Here is a 14756-nt window from a genome sequence, read left to right as displayed (position 1 = left end):
CGGATTCGTGGAAGGCCTACATGCGTCGGCAGACCAATACCGTGAACTATTCCCGTGAGCTGCCGTTGGCGCAGGGGATTGTGTTCGACTGATTACCGAGTCGGCCCCATCGCTGGCAAGCCAGCTCCCACAAGGACTCTGTGGGAGCTGGCTTGCCAGCGATGGCCGCGCCACCGATCCCGCCAGTGGAACAATAAAAACCGCTTTCACCCTACCAGTTGAGGGTTACCCATGGCATCGCTACAACAAAAGAAACAGCGTTCGCTGCAACACGGTCTGACCTCGCGCCAGGTGTCGATGATCTCCATTGCCGGGATCATCGGTGCCGGGTTGTTCATTGGCTCGTCCACCGCCATCGCCACGGCCGGGCCGGCCATTCTGATCTCTTACACCATGACCGGCCTGCTGGTGCTGCTGGTCATGCGCATGCTCGGGGAAATGGCCATCGCCAATCCCAACAGCGGCTCGTTCTCCACCTACGCCAGCCAGGCCATCGGGCCCTGGGCCGGGTTTACCATTGGCTGGTTGTACTGGTGGTTCTGGGTGCTGATCATTCCGGTCGAGGCGATCGCCGGCGCCGATATCCTGCATGCGTACTTTCCCGGTGTGCCGTCGTGGCTGTTCGCCTTCCTGATCATGATCGTGCTGTCGGGCACCAACCTGATCAGCGTGAAGAACTTCGGTGAATTCGAATACTGGTTCGCCCTGATCAAGGTCATTGCCATTCTCGCCTTCATCGGCGTCTGCACCCTGGCGGTGTTCGGCTTCTGGCCACTGGCCGAAGTCTCGGGCGTGCAGCAACTGTGGGCGACCGGGGGCTTCATGCCCAATGGCTTTGGCGCGGTGCTCGGTGGTGTGCTGGTGACCATCTTCTCGTTCTTCGGCGCCGAGATCGTCACCATCGCTGCCGACGAAACCTCCAACCCCAAGGACAAGATCCGCAAGGCCACCAACCTGGTGGTGTACCGCATCGCGATCTTCTACATCGTCTCGATCTTCTTCATCGTTTCGCTGGTGGCCTGGAACGACCCGGGCCTCAAGGCGGTGGGTTCGTTCCAGCGCGTGTTGGAAGTGCTCAATGTGCCGGGCGCCAAACTGATGGTCGACCTGGTGGTGCTGGTGGCGGTGACCAGCTGCATGAACTCGGGCCTCTACACCGCCTCGCGCATGCTCTACTCGCTGGGCTCGCGCGGCGAAGCGCTGAAGATCACCAAGCGCATCTCCGGCAATGGCGTGCCGACCGTGGCAGTGATCCTTTCGACCTTCGCCGGGTTCGCCGGTTGCCTGGTCAACTACGTGTTCCCCGGCAAGGTCTTCGGCTTCCTGCTGTCGACCACCGGCGCCATCGCCTTGCTGGTGTACCTGGTGATCGCTGTGTCGCAGCTGCGCATGCGCGCCATTACTGATCGCCAGGGCACCGAGCTTGCGTTCAAGATGTGGCTGTTCCCGTGGCTGACCTGGCTGGTGATCGGCCTGATCACGCTGGTGCTCGGCTACATGCTGATCAGCCCGGCCTACCGCTATGAAACCCTGATGACCGCCGGTGTGACCCTGGCCATCCTGCTGATCTCGCTGACCCGGCGCAAAACGCCGGCCAACGAGCCGGCCGGCAGCCCGGCGGTATCGGGCAAAGGCCTCTAGCGCTGCGCCTGGCAAGGCAAAAGCCCATGACCGGTTCATGGGCTTTTTCGTTGTGCGGCGTTACTATCGGGGTCGCTTTCCCACCAATAACAGACAATCAGGAAGCCTATGAGTACCCAAGCCTTATCCCTGCAGGAACTGGCCGCCCCCGAAGGCGTCTGCTACGGCTGCGGCTGTTCCCACCCCAGCGGCCTGCACCTGAAGAGTCACTGGGAAGCCGACGGTATCCACCTGCTGTGCCGCCATTCGCCGGACAGCACCTTCCTTGGTTGGCCGGGGCTGGTGTATGGCGGCTTGCTCGCCATGCTGGTCGACTGCCATTCCAACTGGACCGCCATGGCCTACCACTACCGTGCAGAAGGCCGGGAGCCCGGCAGCCTGCCGCGCATCGACTGCGTCACCGGCCAGCTCAACCTGACTTACCTCAAGCCCACGCCCATGGGCGTCGAACTGCTGCTCAAGGCCCGGGTCGAAGGCGAAGTCGGGCGCAAGACCCGGGTGATCTGCGAAGTCTGGGCCGACGACGTGCTGACCGTCACCGCTGACTCGGTGTTCGTCCGCGTCGATACTGAAAAACTCAAGCACAAGGCCCACGGCACCGCTTAAAACGGCACGGCAATGGTCAACTGGCTGTAGACGTTGGTGCCGTTGCCGCCCACCTGGTTGCCACCGTTATCGCTGCTCTTGCGCGGCTGGTACAGGCCCAGCAGCGGGCTGATGATCAGGTGCTCGCTTACCGCCCATTCGGCGTACAGGTCCAGCTCGCGACCATCGAGGTTGAGGCTGTCGCGCTCGTGCAGGGTCTTGTAGTTGAACAGCAGCACGCCGAGGGTCAGCGCCTCGACCGGGGTAGCCTTGAGGCCGACAAAGTGCACATCGTTGTTGCTGTTGAACGGGCCTGAATAGTTGCCTGTGACCTCGCCCTGGAACCAGGTGCCGTAGCCGCGGTTCATGCCGTTGAACATCGCGTCCCAACCTTCGGAATAACGGCTGTAGCGGTAGGTCAGGTCCGGGCGCCAGGGCACATCGGCAAAGGTGTAGCCGGCTTCGGCATACCAGGCTTTCTCCGGCCCTGCGTCCTTGTTTTGCCAGGCGTACTCGAAGGCAAAATGCGCGTTATCGACCCCGGCGTCACCGGCGCCGCGCAGGCTGTAGATGTCCATGCCTTCGCGCTGTTTCTGCAATTCGCTGGCGTAACGATCATCGACATTCAAGCCGCGGATGTAGGTCAGCTCCAGGGTGCCGGGGGCGGCGCTGTAGGCCAGGGTGCTGGCAGCCAGTTCGCTGTTGGCCTGGGCGCGGTTGTCCGACTTCATCCACAGCAGGCTGCCGTGCAGGCCATCCTTGCCACCCAGGCGCAGCACTGCGGTCTTGTCGAAGGCGTGGCGGGCGGCCAGGTAATAGGCGCCGCCGCGATTGAGCTCGCCATCGGCCGGGCCCTTGCCGAAGTTCAGGCCGTCGTCGTTGATGATGAAACCATCGCCGAGGGTGATGACCTGGCGGCCGAACGACAGGTCCAGGCCATCGTCACCCAGGGCCGGGATCAGCTTGCCCGAGCGCCAGCCGGCGAAGGCTTCGTCGAACTTGGTGGTGCGTTCGCTGCCATCGCTGATGCCGGCGGCATCGCCGTCGCCCCAGGTGGCCGAGCTGACCAGGTTGGCGGTGCCGTAGACCGTGCCCAGCTCGCCCAGGCGTTGGTCGGCGCTGAGGCCATATTTGATGAAGCCCTCGCGCCAGGTCGAGCCGCCGCCGGTGCCGTCGTAGTTCTTGCGGCTGTTGAACAGGCCATACACGGCGAGGAAGTTGGCATTCAGGTGAGTATCGTCATCGGCATACAGCTCAAGGGCCTGAACCGGGGGCAGGACAAGCAGCAGGCACAGGCCGGTTGCCTTGAGCGAAGGGAGGAGGCGGGTGGTCATGGCACGGGTTCCTAAACGGCGGCGTTGGTGGCCGTCATTTAGGGTGGGAAGGCCCTGGCAGGTCTTTGCTTTGCCTGCCAGGGCGGTTGATCCTGCTCGCCAGCAGGGTTAGCGCAGGGTGCCGGCCATCTGCCCGAACACATCGAGCACGGCGCTGGCCAGGTCCTTGCTGCGCAGGCCGTTCCAGCCGGTCTCGGCATTGGGTGCGTCGTCGTGGTCCTTGAACGGCATTTCCAGGGTCAGCGACAGGCAGTCATGGGCCTGGCCGACGCTGTTGCAGGCCAGGGTCATGTTGGCCTGGCCAGGAGCGGAAAGCGGATAGCCATGCACCTGCTGAAAGTCCACGGTGCGCTTGCACAGGCTGTCGCGGAAGGTGGCTTCCAGTGCGGCGATACGCGCGTTGTAGCCGGGGTTGCCTTCGCAGCCAGCGGTGAACACGTGGGGGATTTCTTCGTCGCCATGCACGTCGAGGAACAGGTCGACGCCATGCAGCTTCATTTGCTGCTGGGCGAAGAACACTTCCGGGCTTTTGTCGATGCTTGCATCCTGCCAGGCGCGGTTCAGGTCCTGGCCCTTGGCATTGGTGCGCAGGTGGCCATGGATGGCGCCGTCGGGGTTCATGTTGGCAATCAGGTACAGGTCGGCTTCCTGGAGCAATGCCTGGATGGTCGGGTCATTGTGTTGCAGGCGGTCGATCACCCCTTCCATGAACCATTCGGCCATGTGCTCGCCCGGGTGCTGCTGGGCGATGATCCACAGTTTGCGCTTGCCCGGCGCACCGCTGCCGGCACGCAGCAACTGGATGTCGCGGCCTTCGACACTGCGGCCGGTGGCCAGCAGTTCGACACCTGGGAGGGTGCTGGCACGCTCGATCAACTGGTTGTGGCGCGCGCGCGGGTAGGGCTCGAAGTAGGCGAACCAGGCCTGGGGCTGCTCGGCCTTGAGGCTGAAGTTCAGGGCCTTGCCATCGAAAGTAGTGGGCACCCGGAACCACTGTTGCTGGTCGTAGGAGGCCACGGCCTGGTAACCGCTCCAGGCCTCGTGGTAGGACGAGGCGCCGGCGTTTTCCAGGCTGAACCCATGGGTCTGGCCCGGGGTCAGCCCCGCAGCCTTGAAGTGGAACCACTGGAAGTGGTCGCTGCTGGTGTCGGGGCGGATATCCAGGCGCACCCGCTTGGGGTCACTGGCATCCTTGACGAGGATGTTGCCGGAATCGAAATCGCAGTCGATGTGCAGGGGGGACAGCGTCACGGTCATCACCAGGCTCCATGTAGAGTTGTTGTGGCAACTACTCTACACGCCTGGCTCAGGACCAGAAACCGATCGCTGCCAAGGCGGCCAGGCCCAGGCCGATGGCCACCGAGCAACCACCCAGCGACAAGGCTGCCCGTGGTTGCCGGTACCAGCCGTCCTCGCCCAGCTGGCGGGCCGGGGCCAGCAAGGTGCGCCAGCGCAGCTCGGTGGCATGGAAGGCTTCGCGGTGCTCGGGGGCGCTATCGAGCCAGCGGCGAAAATCGATGCGTTCACTGGCGGTCACCTGCGGGCTTTGCAGGCGCACGTACCATTGGCCGGCGATGCTCGCCAGGGCGTCGCGTTCTTCGCGGGCAATCTGCAGCGCCTGGTTCATGTGGCGCTCAACGGTGATCGCGGGCAGGTCGAGGCGTTCGGCGATGCTGGCGAACGACAGTTGGTCGAGGCGGCTGAGCAGGAATACCTGTTGAACGCGACGCGGCAGTTTTTTCAGACGCTGCAGCAAGGCATCGTCGGCAAGCTCGTGGGAATGGGGAGTGTGTTCAAGGGGCAGCAACAGACGGGTCATGTACAAGCTCCTTGCTGGTCAGTGGAGTGGGGGCGTCTTCCGTGACGCTGCACCAGCTTATTCGTAACGAGATTGATTCTCAAGTGCTAATTCTGCAAAGCGCTGTTACAACCATTCACTGCGCGACATACATTTGCTATCATCGCGGCCATTCGAGCAACACCCATCTTCATTAGCCTGAAGACCAAAAAAAAGACCCGGCAAAAAGCCGGGTCAAAAACCGTGATTAGCCTGATGAGGAGATAATCTGAGAGTCCGACCTAAGGGCTTTCAGGTTATCCAACCAGTCTCGCGACCAGTTGTGAGCAATAATAATCGTTATCATTTGCAAGTCAAATGAATTTTCTGTCATTCCGTAAAAATCTTTTACCGAATGCGCTCCCTCCTGACCGGCGGACACCAACACCCGCTTTTGGTCGACTCTCCACGTAACTTGCAGAAATATGCTCAGGCCTGGTCCTGATTGGCCGCTGTGTGCTCGAGCATGGCCCTGGCCATGTTGATCATGTGCATCGACGCCAGCGCCAGGTCGCGCGGCACCCCTTGCAGGCCGTCAGCTGATTCGCAGGCGGTGGCGGCGGCGCAGCGCAACAGGTTGGTGGCATGGGCGGTCGCCTGGGCATCGCTGAGGCCTTGACGGGCGACCAGCAGCGGTTCGTCGGGTCCAAACGTCACCGGTGCCGGGTTGAGGTAGTAGTCCAGCGCACGCCGGGCGGCATCACTGTTACTTAATGCTTCGGAATCAAGGCTGAGGTCCGTTTCAGGAAATGTCGGTTTCATTCGGCTGCCTGCTATCTGGGTAAGCAATGAAAGGTGCCGACAGATATTAATACGCTCTGTAGTTATGACTATTGTTTAAATACTACAATATGTGTATTGAGCGCCAGGAGGCAGTCCGTATCGTGCCAGCGATGGATAAATGGACTGACCTGGTCAAAGCCAGGATGCGTGAGCTGAAGGTCACGCAGGAAAATCTCGCCGAACGCATCGGGGTCACCCAGGGCGCCGTGGGCCACTGGCTGCGCGAGGAGCGCGAGCCGAAACTCAGGGTGCTCAACCAGATTCTGGTGGAAGTGGGCCTGCCGCCGCTGCAAATGGTCTTCCCTCACCAGGTGGCGGAAAACAACGGTTCCTACGCAGTCGCGGGCAACCCGACTACTGTTACTGGCGCCGATGGCCTACAGCACGAACTGTATTTTCGCTATCCGATTCTGGCTTGGGGCAATCTCGACGAGGTCGAGGTGGCCGAAGACCGTGCGCTGCAGTCAACTGACTATAAAGCACAGGGGAGGGCGTTCTGGCTCAAGGTCGAAGGCGATGCGATGACGGCGCCGCTGGGCTTGAGCGTGCCGGAAGGTATGTTGATCCTGGTCGATACCGGGCTTGAGGCCGAAACCGGCAAGCTGGTGATCGCGCGTTCGCCCGACAGCACGGCGACGAGTTTTCGCCAGTTGAGCGAGGAGGGTGGCCAGCGCTATTTGCGCCCGCTCAACCCGACCTATCCCAAGGCCTTGTGCACCGAGCAGTGTGAGTTGCTGGGGGTGGTGGTGCAGGCATTGGTGAAATTCTGAAATTGCGCGTTGCCCGCATCGCCGGCAACGCCGGCTCCCACAATGGGCCTGCATCTACCCTTACTGTGGGAGCCGGCCTTGCCGGCGATGGGCTGCGCTAGCAGCCCCTTGGACTCAAGCCTCTTCCAGCTCCACCAGCACAGCTCCTTCACTGACCATCTCGCCTTCCTGGCAGAACAGTGCCTTGACCGTCCCGGCATGGGGCGCGCGGATGCTGTGTTCCATCTTCATGGCCTCCAGCACCACCAGTTGCGTACCGGCTTCGACTGCCTGACCAACCTCCACCAGCACCCGCACGATGCTGCCGTTCATGGGCGCGCCCAGGCCGCCCTGATGGCTGTGGCTGGCGTCGGCTTCGGCAATCGGGTCATAGCGGTTGACGCTGTGCAGCTCACCATCCCATTGCAGGTACAGGGTCTCGCCACGGCGGATCGCCAGGTGCCGACGGCGCAAGCCGTCCTGGTCGATCAGCAGTTGCTCGCCGTCAAGCTTCAGGTTCGAGGCCGCCGCCTGGTTCAGGTTGATGGCCTGGGCTTCACCGTTGCAGGTCAGGTGCAGGCTGATCTGCAACGGAACGCCGGCACGAAAGCCGCTGTTGGCTGCCCACGGCGAATAACGATCATCTGTCCGCGGTTGCAACGGCTGGCTTTGGATGAAAGCTTCGGCCGCTGCCTGCCAGAACGCCGCCGGCAAGGCTTGTGGCGCAGGCAGTAGCTGCTCCTGGTAGCGCGGGATGAACCCGGTATCCAGCTCGGCCTCGGCAAATGCCGGGTGGGCAAGGATGCGCCGCAGGAAGGCGATGTTGCTCTTCAGCCCGCCAATGGCGAACTCATCGAGCATCGCCAGCAAGCGCAAACGGGCCTGCTCGCGGGTTTCGCCCCAGGCGATCAGTTTGCCGAGCATCGGGTCGTAGAACGGCGAGACGTCGTCGCCTTCGCTGACGCCGCTGTCGACCCGCCGCCCTTCGCCCGGTGCCGACTCGCGGTACAGCGCCAGGTGACCGGTGGCCGGCAGAAAATCATTGGCCGGGTCTTCGGCATACAAGCGCACTTCGATGGCGTGGCCATTGAGCGGCACCTGGTTCTGGGTGATCGGCAGCGGCTCGCCACAGGCGACACGGATCTGCCAGGCCACCAGGTCGAGGCCGGTGATCGCCTCGGTAACCGGGTGTTCGACCTGCAGGCGCGTGTTCATCTCCATGAAGAAGAATTCGCCACGGGCATCGAGCAGGAACTCCACGGTGCCGGCGCCGACATAGCCGATCGCCTGGGCCGCCTTGACCGCCGCTTCGCCCATGGCCTGGCGCTGGGCGCTGCTCAGGCCCGGGGCAGGGGCTTCTTCGACAACCTTCTGGTGCCGACGCTGGATCGAGCAGTCGCGCTCGTTGAGGTACAGGCAGTTGCCGTGCTGGTCGGCGAATACCTGGATCTCCACGTGGCGGGGCTTGAGCACGTATTTTTCCACCAGCATGCGCGCATCGCCGAACGACGACTGCGCTTCACGCTGGGCCGAGGCCAGGGCTTCGCCGAGCTGGCTTTCGTGTTCGACCACCTTCATGCCCTTGCCACCGCCCCCGGCAGTGGCCTTGAGCAGCACCGGGTAGCCGATCTTCTCGGCGGCGGCGCGGAAGGTTTCCAGGTCCTGGGCTTCGCCGTGATACCCCGGCACCAGCGGCACGCCGGCCTGCTCCATCAGGGCCTTGGCTGCCGACTTGCTGCCCATGGCATCGATGGCGCTGGCCGGTGGGCCGAGGAAGATCAGCCCGGCCTGTTCGATGGCGCGGGCGAAGCCGGCGTTCTCGGACAAAAAGCCGTAGCCGGGGTGGATCGCCTGGGCGCCGCTGGCTTTTGCCGCGGCCAGCAGCTTGTCGATGTCCAGGTAGCTGTCAGCGGCCTTGGCACCGCCGAGGTCGACGCGGATATCAGCTTCGCGGCTGTGCCGCGCTTCACGGTCGATGGCGCTGTGCACGGCCACGGTGGTCAGGCCCAGGGCCTTGGCGGTGCGCATCACCCGGCAGGCGATCTCGCCGCGGTTGGCAACCAGCAGGGTGGTCAACGGGGTGCGGCTCATGGGCGCGGCTCCTTGTTCGACGGTTCGCTCTGCCAGGCCGGGCTGCGTTTTTCCAGGAAAGCGCGCAAGCCTTCCTGGCCTTCGGGGCTGACGCGGATGCGGGCGATGGCGTTCTCGCAGTAGCGGCGGATGGCCGGGGTCAGTTCGCCGTGGCCGACTTCACGCAACAGCTCCTTGCTGGCACGCATGGCCTGCGGGCTGTTGAGCAGCAGGTTGTCGATCCATATGCCGACCTGCTGTTCCAGTTCCGCGGCCGGGTAGGCTTCGGCCAGCAGGCCCAGCTCACGGGCGCGGTCGCCACTGAAGCGTTCGGCGGTCAGCGCGTAGCGGCGCGCGGCGCGCTCGCCCATGGCCTGGACCACGAAGGGGCTGATCACTGCCGGCGCCAGGCCGATGCGCACCTCGGACAGGCACAGCTGCGCGTCACTGGCGCCAATGGCCATGTCACAGCAACTGATCAAGCCCAGGGCGCCGCCAAAGGCTGCGCCTTGCACCACGGCCAACGTCGGCACCTTGAGCCGGGCCAGGTTGTACATCAGCTCGGCCAGCTCGCGGGCGTCATCAAGATTGGTGTTGTAGTCCAGCGCTGCCGACTGCTGCATCCAGGCCAGATCGGCGCCGGCGCTGAAGTGCCGGCCACGGCCACGCAGCAACACGAAACGCAGGCTGCTGTCGGCGCCGATGTGGTCGATGGCGATGATCAGCTCGCGGATCATCTGTGCGTTGAAAGCGTTGTTCTTGTCTTCCCGGCTCAGCCACAGGGTGGCGAAACCACGGGGGTCCTTGATCAGTTCAAGGGTACTGAAGTCGCTCATGGTCACATCCGGAAAATGCCGAAACGGCTCTGTTCGATCGGTGCGTTGAGGGCAGCAGACAACGCCAGGCCAAGGATCTCGCGGGTTTGCGCCGGGTCGATGACGCCGTCGTCCCACAGCCGCGCGCTGGAGTAGTAGGGGTGGCCCTGGTGTTCGTACTGGTCGAGGATCGGCTGCTTGAGGCGCGCTTCGTCTTCGGCGCTGAAGGCCTGGCCACTGCGCTCGCTCTGCTCGCGCTTGACCTGGGCCAGCACGCCGGCCGCCTGTTCGGCGCCCATCACGCCGATTCGCGCGTTCGGCCACATCCACAGGAAGCGCGGGTCGTAGGCGCGGCCGCACATGCCGTAGTTACCGGCGCCGAAACTGCCGCCGATGATCACCGTGAACTTCGGCACCTGGGCGCAGGCCACGGCGGTAACCAGCTTGGCGCCGTGCTTGGCGATGCCGCCGGCTTCGTACTTCTGGCCGACCATGAAACCGGTGATGTTCTGCAGGAACAACAGCGGGATGCCACGCTGGCAGGCCAGTTCGATGAAGTGCGCGCCTTTTTGCGCCGCTTCCGCGAAGAGGATGCCGTTGTTGGCCAGGATCGCCACGGGGTATCCGTGCAGGTGGGCAAAGCCGCACACCAGGGTGGTACCAAACAGCGCCTTGAATTCATCGAACACCGAGCCGTCGACCAGCCGCGCGATCACCTCGCGCACATCGAAGGGCTGCTTAGCGTCGGCCGGGACCACGCCGTACAGCTCTTCGCTGCTGTACAGCGGCGCCACCGGGGCGCGTTGCTGCAGCTCGCCGAGCTTGTGCCAGTTGAGGTTGGCCACGCAGCGCCGGGCGATGGCCAGGGCGTGCTCGTCGTTGTCGGCATAGTGGTCGGCCACGCCGCTGGTCTTGCAGTGCACGTCGGCGCCACCGAGGTCTTCGGCGCTGACCACTTCACCCGTAGCGGCCTTGACCAGCGGGGGGCCGGCGAGAAAGATCGTCGCCTGCTGGCGGACCATGATCGCTTCGTCGGCCATCGCCGGCACATAGGCGCCACCGGCGGTGCACGAGCCCATGACCACGGCGATCTGCGGAATGCCGAGCGCGCTCATGTTGGCCTGGTTGAAGAAGATCCGCCCGAAGTGCTCGCGGTCGGGGAACACTTCATCCTGGCGCGGCAGGTTGGCGCCGCCGGAGTCCACCAGGTACAGGCACGGCAGGCGGTTCTGCAGGGCGATGGCCTGGGCGCGCAGGTGTTTTTTCACCGTCAGCGGGTAGTAGGAGCCGCCTTTGACCGTAGCGTCGTTGGCGACGATCATGCATTCGACGCCTTCGACCCGGCCGATGCCGGCGATCACGCCAGCGGCCGGGACGTCTTCACCGTACACCTCATGGGCGGCCAGCTGGCCGATTTCGAGGAACGGCGAGCCGGCGTCGAGCAGGCGGTCGATCCGATCGCGCGGCAGCAGTTTGCCCCGCGAGGTGTGCCGCTCCTGGGCCTTGGGCCCGCCGCCCTGGTGAACCTGGGCGATCAGGCTGCGCAAGGCGTTGACCTGTTCAAGCATGGCCGCGCTGTTGGTGGCGAATTCCGCCGAGCGCGGGTTGATGTGGGTGTGCAAGGTAGCCATGGCGCGATTCCTTGTGCTCAGCGGGTTTCGTTGAACAGTTCGCGGCCGATCAGCATCCGGCGGATCTCACTGGTGCCGGCGCCGATCTCGTAGAGCTTGGCATCGCGCAGCAGGCGGCCGGCCGGGAATTCATTGATGTAGCCGTTGCCCCCCAGGATCTGGATTGCCTCAAGGGCCATCTGGGTGGCGCGCTCGGCGGTATAGAGGATGACCCCGGCGGCGTCCTTGCGCGTGGTTTCGGCGCGATCGCAGGCCTGGGCCACGGCGTACAGGTAGGCGCGGCCGGCGTTGAGCTGGGTGTACATGTCGGCGATCTTGCCCTGGATCAGCTGGAACTCGCCGATGCTCTGGCCGAACTGCTTGCGGTCGTGGATGTAGGGCACCACCAGGTCCATGCAGGCCTGCATGATCCCGGTCGGGCCGCCGGAGAGCACTACGCGCTCGTAGTCCAGGCCACTCATCAGCACTTTGACGCCGCCGTTGAGCACGCCGAGGATGTTCTCCTTGGGCACTTCGACGTTGTCGAAGAACAGCTCGCAGGTGTTGGAGCCGCGCATGCCGAGCTTGTCGAACTTGTTGCTGCGGCTGAAGCCCTTCCAGTCGCGCTCGACGATAAAGGCGGTGATGCCGTGGGCGCCTTTCTCAAGGTCGGTCTTGGCGTAGATCACATAGGTGTTGGCGTCGGGGCCGTTGGTGATCCAGGTCTTGCTGCCGTTGAGGACGAAATGGTCGCCGCGCTGTTCGGCGCGCAGTTTCATCGACACCACGTCGGAGCCGGCGTTGGGTTCGCTCATGGCCAGGGCGCCGATGTGCTCGCCGCTGATCAGCTTGGGCAGGTACTTGGCTTTCTGCTCGGCGTTGCCGTTGCGGTTGATCTGGTTGACGCAGAGGTTGGAGTGGGCGCCGTAGGAGAGGGCGACCGAGGCCGAGCCGCGGCTAATTTCTTCCATGGCCACCACGTGGGCCAGGTAACCGAGACCGGCGCCGCCGTATTCTTCCGGGACGGTGATGCCGAGCAGGCCCATGTCGCCGAACTTGCGCCACATGTCGGCGGGGAACAGGTTGTCCTGGTCGATCTGCGCGGCGCGCGGCGCCAGTTCAGCGGCGACGAAGGACTGGACCTGGTCGCGAAGCATGTCGATGGTTTCGCCCAAGGCGAAGTTCAGGGTCGGATAACGCATGCTGGCACCTTCTATTTGTTCTTGGATCAGGGTGTGGTGTCTGCCCTCATCGCTGGCAAGCCAGCTCCCACAAGTAGCGAGTGCACCGAACACTGTGGGAGCTGGCTTGCCAGCGATGGGGCTTATAACCTTTACGTTAACGTAAACCTGCCGCCGGATGCTGTCAATCTCGCCATGACCTTTACGTTAACGTAAATATGGGCCAGAGTAAGACCCGCTTGAATCAGCTCCCAGAACAACCACAAAAAGGGACCGCCATGAATCAACCGAGCTATACCCAGGGCCGCCAGGACAAGCCGTTGCTGGCCATGACCATCGGCCAGGCGTTCGACCAGACCGTGTCACGCTTTGCCGAGCGCGAGGCACTGGTGGTACGTCATCAACAGCAGCGCTACACCTGGCAGGCGCTGGCCGCCAGCGTCGACCTGCATGCCCGGGCGCTGATGGCGCTGGGGTTGAAAACCGGCGATCGCTTGGGCATCTGGGCGCCGAACTGCGCACAGTGGTGCATCAGCCAGTTCGCCAGCGCCAAGATCGGCGTGATCCTGGTCAACATCAACCCGGCCTACCGCACCAGCGAGCTTGAATACGTGCTCAAGCAGTCGGGTTGCCAATGGCTGATCAGCGCCGGCGCCTTCAAGACCTCCGATTACCACGCCATGCTCGGTGAACTGCTGCCGGACCTGGCCCAGCAAGCACCCGGTCAACTGCGCAGCGAGCGCCTGCCGGAGCTGCGCGGGCTGATCAGCCTCGACCCGCAGCCGCCAGCCGGCTTTCTGCCCTGGGAGCGCCTGGGCTGGCTGGCCAGCGAAACCGCTCCCGCTGATTTCCAGGCCCGCCAGCAAAGCCTGCAGTTCGACCAGCCGGTGAACATCCAGTACACCTCCGGCACCACCGGCTTCCCCAAGGGTGCCACGCTCAGCCACTACAATATCCTCAACAACGGCTACATGGTCGGCGAGAGCCTGGGCCTGAGCGAGCACGACCGCATGGTGATCCCGGTGCCGCTGTACCACTGCTTCGGCATGGTCATGGGCAACCTCGGTTGCATCACCCATGGCAGCACCATGATCTACCCCAACGATGCCTTCGACCCGCTTTTGACCTTGAGCTGCGTCGCCGAGGAGAAGGCCACGGCGCTGTATGGCGTCCCGACCATGTTCATCGCCATGCTCGACCATCCGCAACGGCCTGACATGGACCTGTCGACCCTGCGCACCGGGATCATGGCCGGCGCCACCTGCCCGATCGAGGTGATGCGCCGGGTGATCGGCGAGATGCACATGAGCGAGGTGCAAATCGCCTACGGCATGACCGAAACCAGCCCGGTGTCGATGCAGACCGGCCCGGATGACGACCTGGAACTGCGTGTGACCACGGTCGGGCGCACCCAGCCGCAGCTGGAAAGCAAGATCATCGACGAGCAGGGCTGCATCGTGCCGCGCGGGCAGATCGGCGAGCTGTGCACTCGCGGTTACAGCGTGATGCTTGGCTACTGGGGCAACCCGGCGGCGACCAGCGAAGCCATCGACCCGGCGGGCTGGATGCGCACCGGCGACCTGGCGACCATGAACGAGGCGGGCTATGTCTGCATCGCCGGGCGCAACAAGGACATGATCATCCGGGGTGGCGAGAATATCTATCCGCGGGAGTTGGAGGAGTTCTTCTTTACCCACCCGGCGGTGGCGGACGTGCAGGTGATCGGTATTCCCGATGAGCGCTATGGCGAAGAGATCGTCGCCTGGATCAAGTTCCACCCCGGCCACAGCGCCAGCGAGATCGAGCTGCAACAGTGGTGCAAGAGCCGCATTGCCCACTTCAAGACCCCGCGTTACTTCCGCTTTGTCGAAGAGTTTCCGATGACGGTAACTGGCAAGGTGCAGAAGTTCAGGATGCGCGAGATCAGCATTGAAGAGCTGATCAAGCGCTGAGTCCGCGGCGCTGCTATCGCTGGCAAGCCAGCTCCCACAGGTGCAGCAGAGCCCTTGAGTGCTCTGAGAACCTTGTGGGAGCTGGCTTGCCAGCGATTGGATACTACTCTTTCAGCGGTGTTGGCCGTGTCGGCTCGGGGTTTCGACCCTGGCCTTGGCCAATCGCTCATTTTTTTTGAACCCCGGGCCGCGCCCCCGC

12 protein-coding genes are annotated in these 14756 nt (G+C 63.6%); 4 read left to right on the top strand and 8 right to left on the bottom strand.

The genetic code is table 11. The features are described from left to right. The first annotated feature begins 231 nt into the window (after positions 1 to 231). A complete protein-coding gene (locus ABM562_RS17425) occupies positions 232 to 1641 on the top strand; it encodes an amino acid permease (RefSeq protein ID WP_115086911.1) in 1410 nt (469 codons plus the stop codon). 108 nt (positions 1642 to 1749) lie between these two features. Further along, complete coding sequence (locus ABM562_RS17420) at positions 1750 to 2247, top strand: PaaI family thioesterase (RefSeq protein WP_134065184.1); 498 nt, start codon at positions 1750 to 1752, stop codon at positions 2245 to 2247. Here ABM562_RS17420 and ABM562_RS17415 read toward each other — a convergent pair. From ABM562_RS17415 to ABM562_RS17400, 4 genes are all read right to left on the bottom strand, one after another. After that, positions 2244 to 3560: a hypothetical protein gene (locus ABM562_RS17415; RefSeq protein WP_460422771.1), complete on the bottom strand. Its 1317-nt coding sequence runs from the start codon at positions 3558 to 3560 to the stop codon at positions 2244 to 2246. The genes ABM562_RS17420 and ABM562_RS17415 overlap by 4 nt on opposite strands. 108 nt (positions 3561 to 3668) lie before the next feature. Next, a complete protein-coding gene (locus ABM562_RS17410; protein WP_115086908.1) occupies positions 3669 to 4817 on the bottom strand; it encodes a M14 family metallopeptidase in 1149 nt (382 codons plus the stop codon). A 49-nt stretch (positions 4818 to 4866) separates the two neighbouring features. Beyond that, positions 4867 to 5379: a FecR/PupR family sigma factor regulator gene (locus ABM562_RS17405; RefSeq protein ID WP_460422769.1), complete on the bottom strand. Its 513-nt coding sequence runs from the start codon at positions 5377 to 5379 to the stop codon at positions 4867 to 4869. A 447-nt stretch (positions 5380 to 5826) separates the two neighbouring features. Continuing rightward, complete coding sequence (locus tag ABM562_RS17400; RefSeq protein WP_460422767.1) at positions 5827 to 6159, bottom strand: DUF6124 family protein; 333 nt, start codon at positions 6157 to 6159, stop codon at positions 5827 to 5829. Positions 6160 to 6290: 131 nt separating this feature from the next. Between ABM562_RS17400 and ABM562_RS17395 the strand changes: the two genes are divergently transcribed. Then, complete coding sequence (locus ABM562_RS17395) at positions 6291 to 6950, top strand: LexA family protein (RefSeq protein WP_233674558.1); 660 nt, start codon at positions 6291 to 6293, stop codon at positions 6948 to 6950. A 114-nt stretch (positions 6951 to 7064) separates the two neighbouring features. Here the strand turns inward: ABM562_RS17395 and ABM562_RS17390 are convergent, their stop codons facing one another. The 4 genes from ABM562_RS17390 to ABM562_RS17375 are packed head-to-tail and all read right to left on the bottom strand — an operon-like array spanning position 7065 to position 12626. After that, entirely contained in the window at positions 7065 to 9020 is a 1956-nt protein-coding gene (locus ABM562_RS17390; protein WP_233674542.1) for an acetyl/propionyl/methylcrotonyl-CoA carboxylase subunit alpha, read from the bottom strand. Next, positions 9017 to 9835 (bottom strand): gamma-carboxygeranoyl-CoA hydratase, encoded by an 819-nt coding sequence (locus ABM562_RS17385; RefSeq protein ID WP_115086903.1) that lies wholly within the window; start codon positions 9833 to 9835, stop codon positions 9017 to 9019. The genes ABM562_RS17390 and ABM562_RS17385 overlap by 4 nt, the downstream gene beginning before the upstream one ends. A 2-nt stretch (positions 9836 to 9837) precedes the next feature. Next, on the bottom strand, positions 9838 to 11445 hold the full coding sequence (locus tag ABM562_RS17380) for a carboxyl transferase domain-containing protein (protein WP_115086902.1): 1608 nt from the start codon (positions 11443 to 11445) through the stop codon (positions 9838 to 9840). Between the two features lie 17 nt (positions 11446 to 11462). After that, the gene (locus ABM562_RS17375) at positions 11463 to 12626 is read right to left on the bottom strand and encodes an isovaleryl-CoA dehydrogenase (RefSeq protein ID WP_010223751.1); all 1164 of its coding nucleotides are present in this window, start codon (positions 12624 to 12626) and stop codon (positions 11463 to 11465) included. A gap of 257 nt (positions 12627 to 12883) precedes the next feature. Here ABM562_RS17375 and ABM562_RS17370 point away from each other — a divergent pair, with 257 nt between their 5' ends. Then, positions 12884 to 14557, top strand: coding sequence for an AMP-binding protein (locus ABM562_RS17370; protein WP_115086901.1), 1674 nt, complete (start codon positions 12884 to 12886; stop codon positions 14555 to 14557). Positions 14558 to 14756 lie beyond the last annotated feature (199 nt).

The sequence above is a fragment of the Pseudomonas sp. ZL2 genome (genome assembly GCF_054788455.1).
This window is presented reverse-complemented; position numbering and strand designations above follow the sequence as displayed.

What these genes read in the sequence shown, in the direction of transcription:
- ABM562_RS17420 (WP_134065184.1), top strand. Translation starts at nt 1,750, where the DNA reads ATGAGTACCCAAGCCTTATCCCTGCAGGAACTGGCCGCCCCCGAAGGC.
- ABM562_RS17370 (WP_115086901.1), top strand. Translation starts at nt 12,884, where the DNA reads ATGAATCAACCGAGCTATACCCAGGGCCGCCAGGACAAGCCGTTGCTG.
- ABM562_RS17410 (WP_115086908.1), bottom strand. Translation starts at nt 4,817, where the DNA reads ATGACCGTGACGCTGTCCCCCCTGCACATCGACTGCGATTTCGATTCC.
- ABM562_RS17380 (WP_115086902.1), bottom strand. Translation starts at nt 11,445, where the DNA reads ATGGCTACCTTGCACACCCACATCAACCCGCGCTCGGCGGAATTCGCC.
- ABM562_RS17375 (WP_010223751.1), bottom strand. Translation starts at nt 12,626, where the DNA reads ATGCGTTATCCGACCCTGAACTTCGCCTTGGGCGAAACCATCGACATG.
- ABM562_RS17400 (WP_460422767.1), bottom strand. Translation starts at nt 6,159, where the DNA reads ATGAAACCGACATTTCCTGAAACGGACCTCAGCCTTGATTCCGAAGCA.
- ABM562_RS17405 (WP_460422769.1), bottom strand. Translation starts at nt 5,379, where the DNA reads ATGACCCGTCTGTTGCTGCCCCTTGAACACACTCCCCATTCCCACGAG.
- ABM562_RS17385 (WP_115086903.1), bottom strand. Translation starts at nt 9,835, where the DNA reads ATGAGCGACTTCAGTACCCTTGAACTGATCAAGGACCCCCGTGGTTTC.
- ABM562_RS17415 (WP_460422771.1), bottom strand. Translation starts at nt 3,560, where the DNA reads ATGACCACCCGCCTCCTCCCTTCGCTCAAGGCAACCGGCCTGTGCCTG.
- ABM562_RS17390 (WP_233674542.1), bottom strand. Translation starts at nt 9,020, where the DNA reads ATGAGCCGCACCCCGTTGACCACCCTGCTGGTTGCCAACCGCGGCGAG.
- ABM562_RS17395 (WP_233674558.1), top strand. Translation starts at nt 6,291, where the DNA reads ATGGATAAATGGACTGACCTGGTCAAAGCCAGGATGCGTGAGCTGAAG.
- ABM562_RS17425 (WP_115086911.1), top strand. Translation starts at nt 232, where the DNA reads ATGGCATCGCTACAACAAAAGAAACAGCGTTCGCTGCAACACGGTCTG.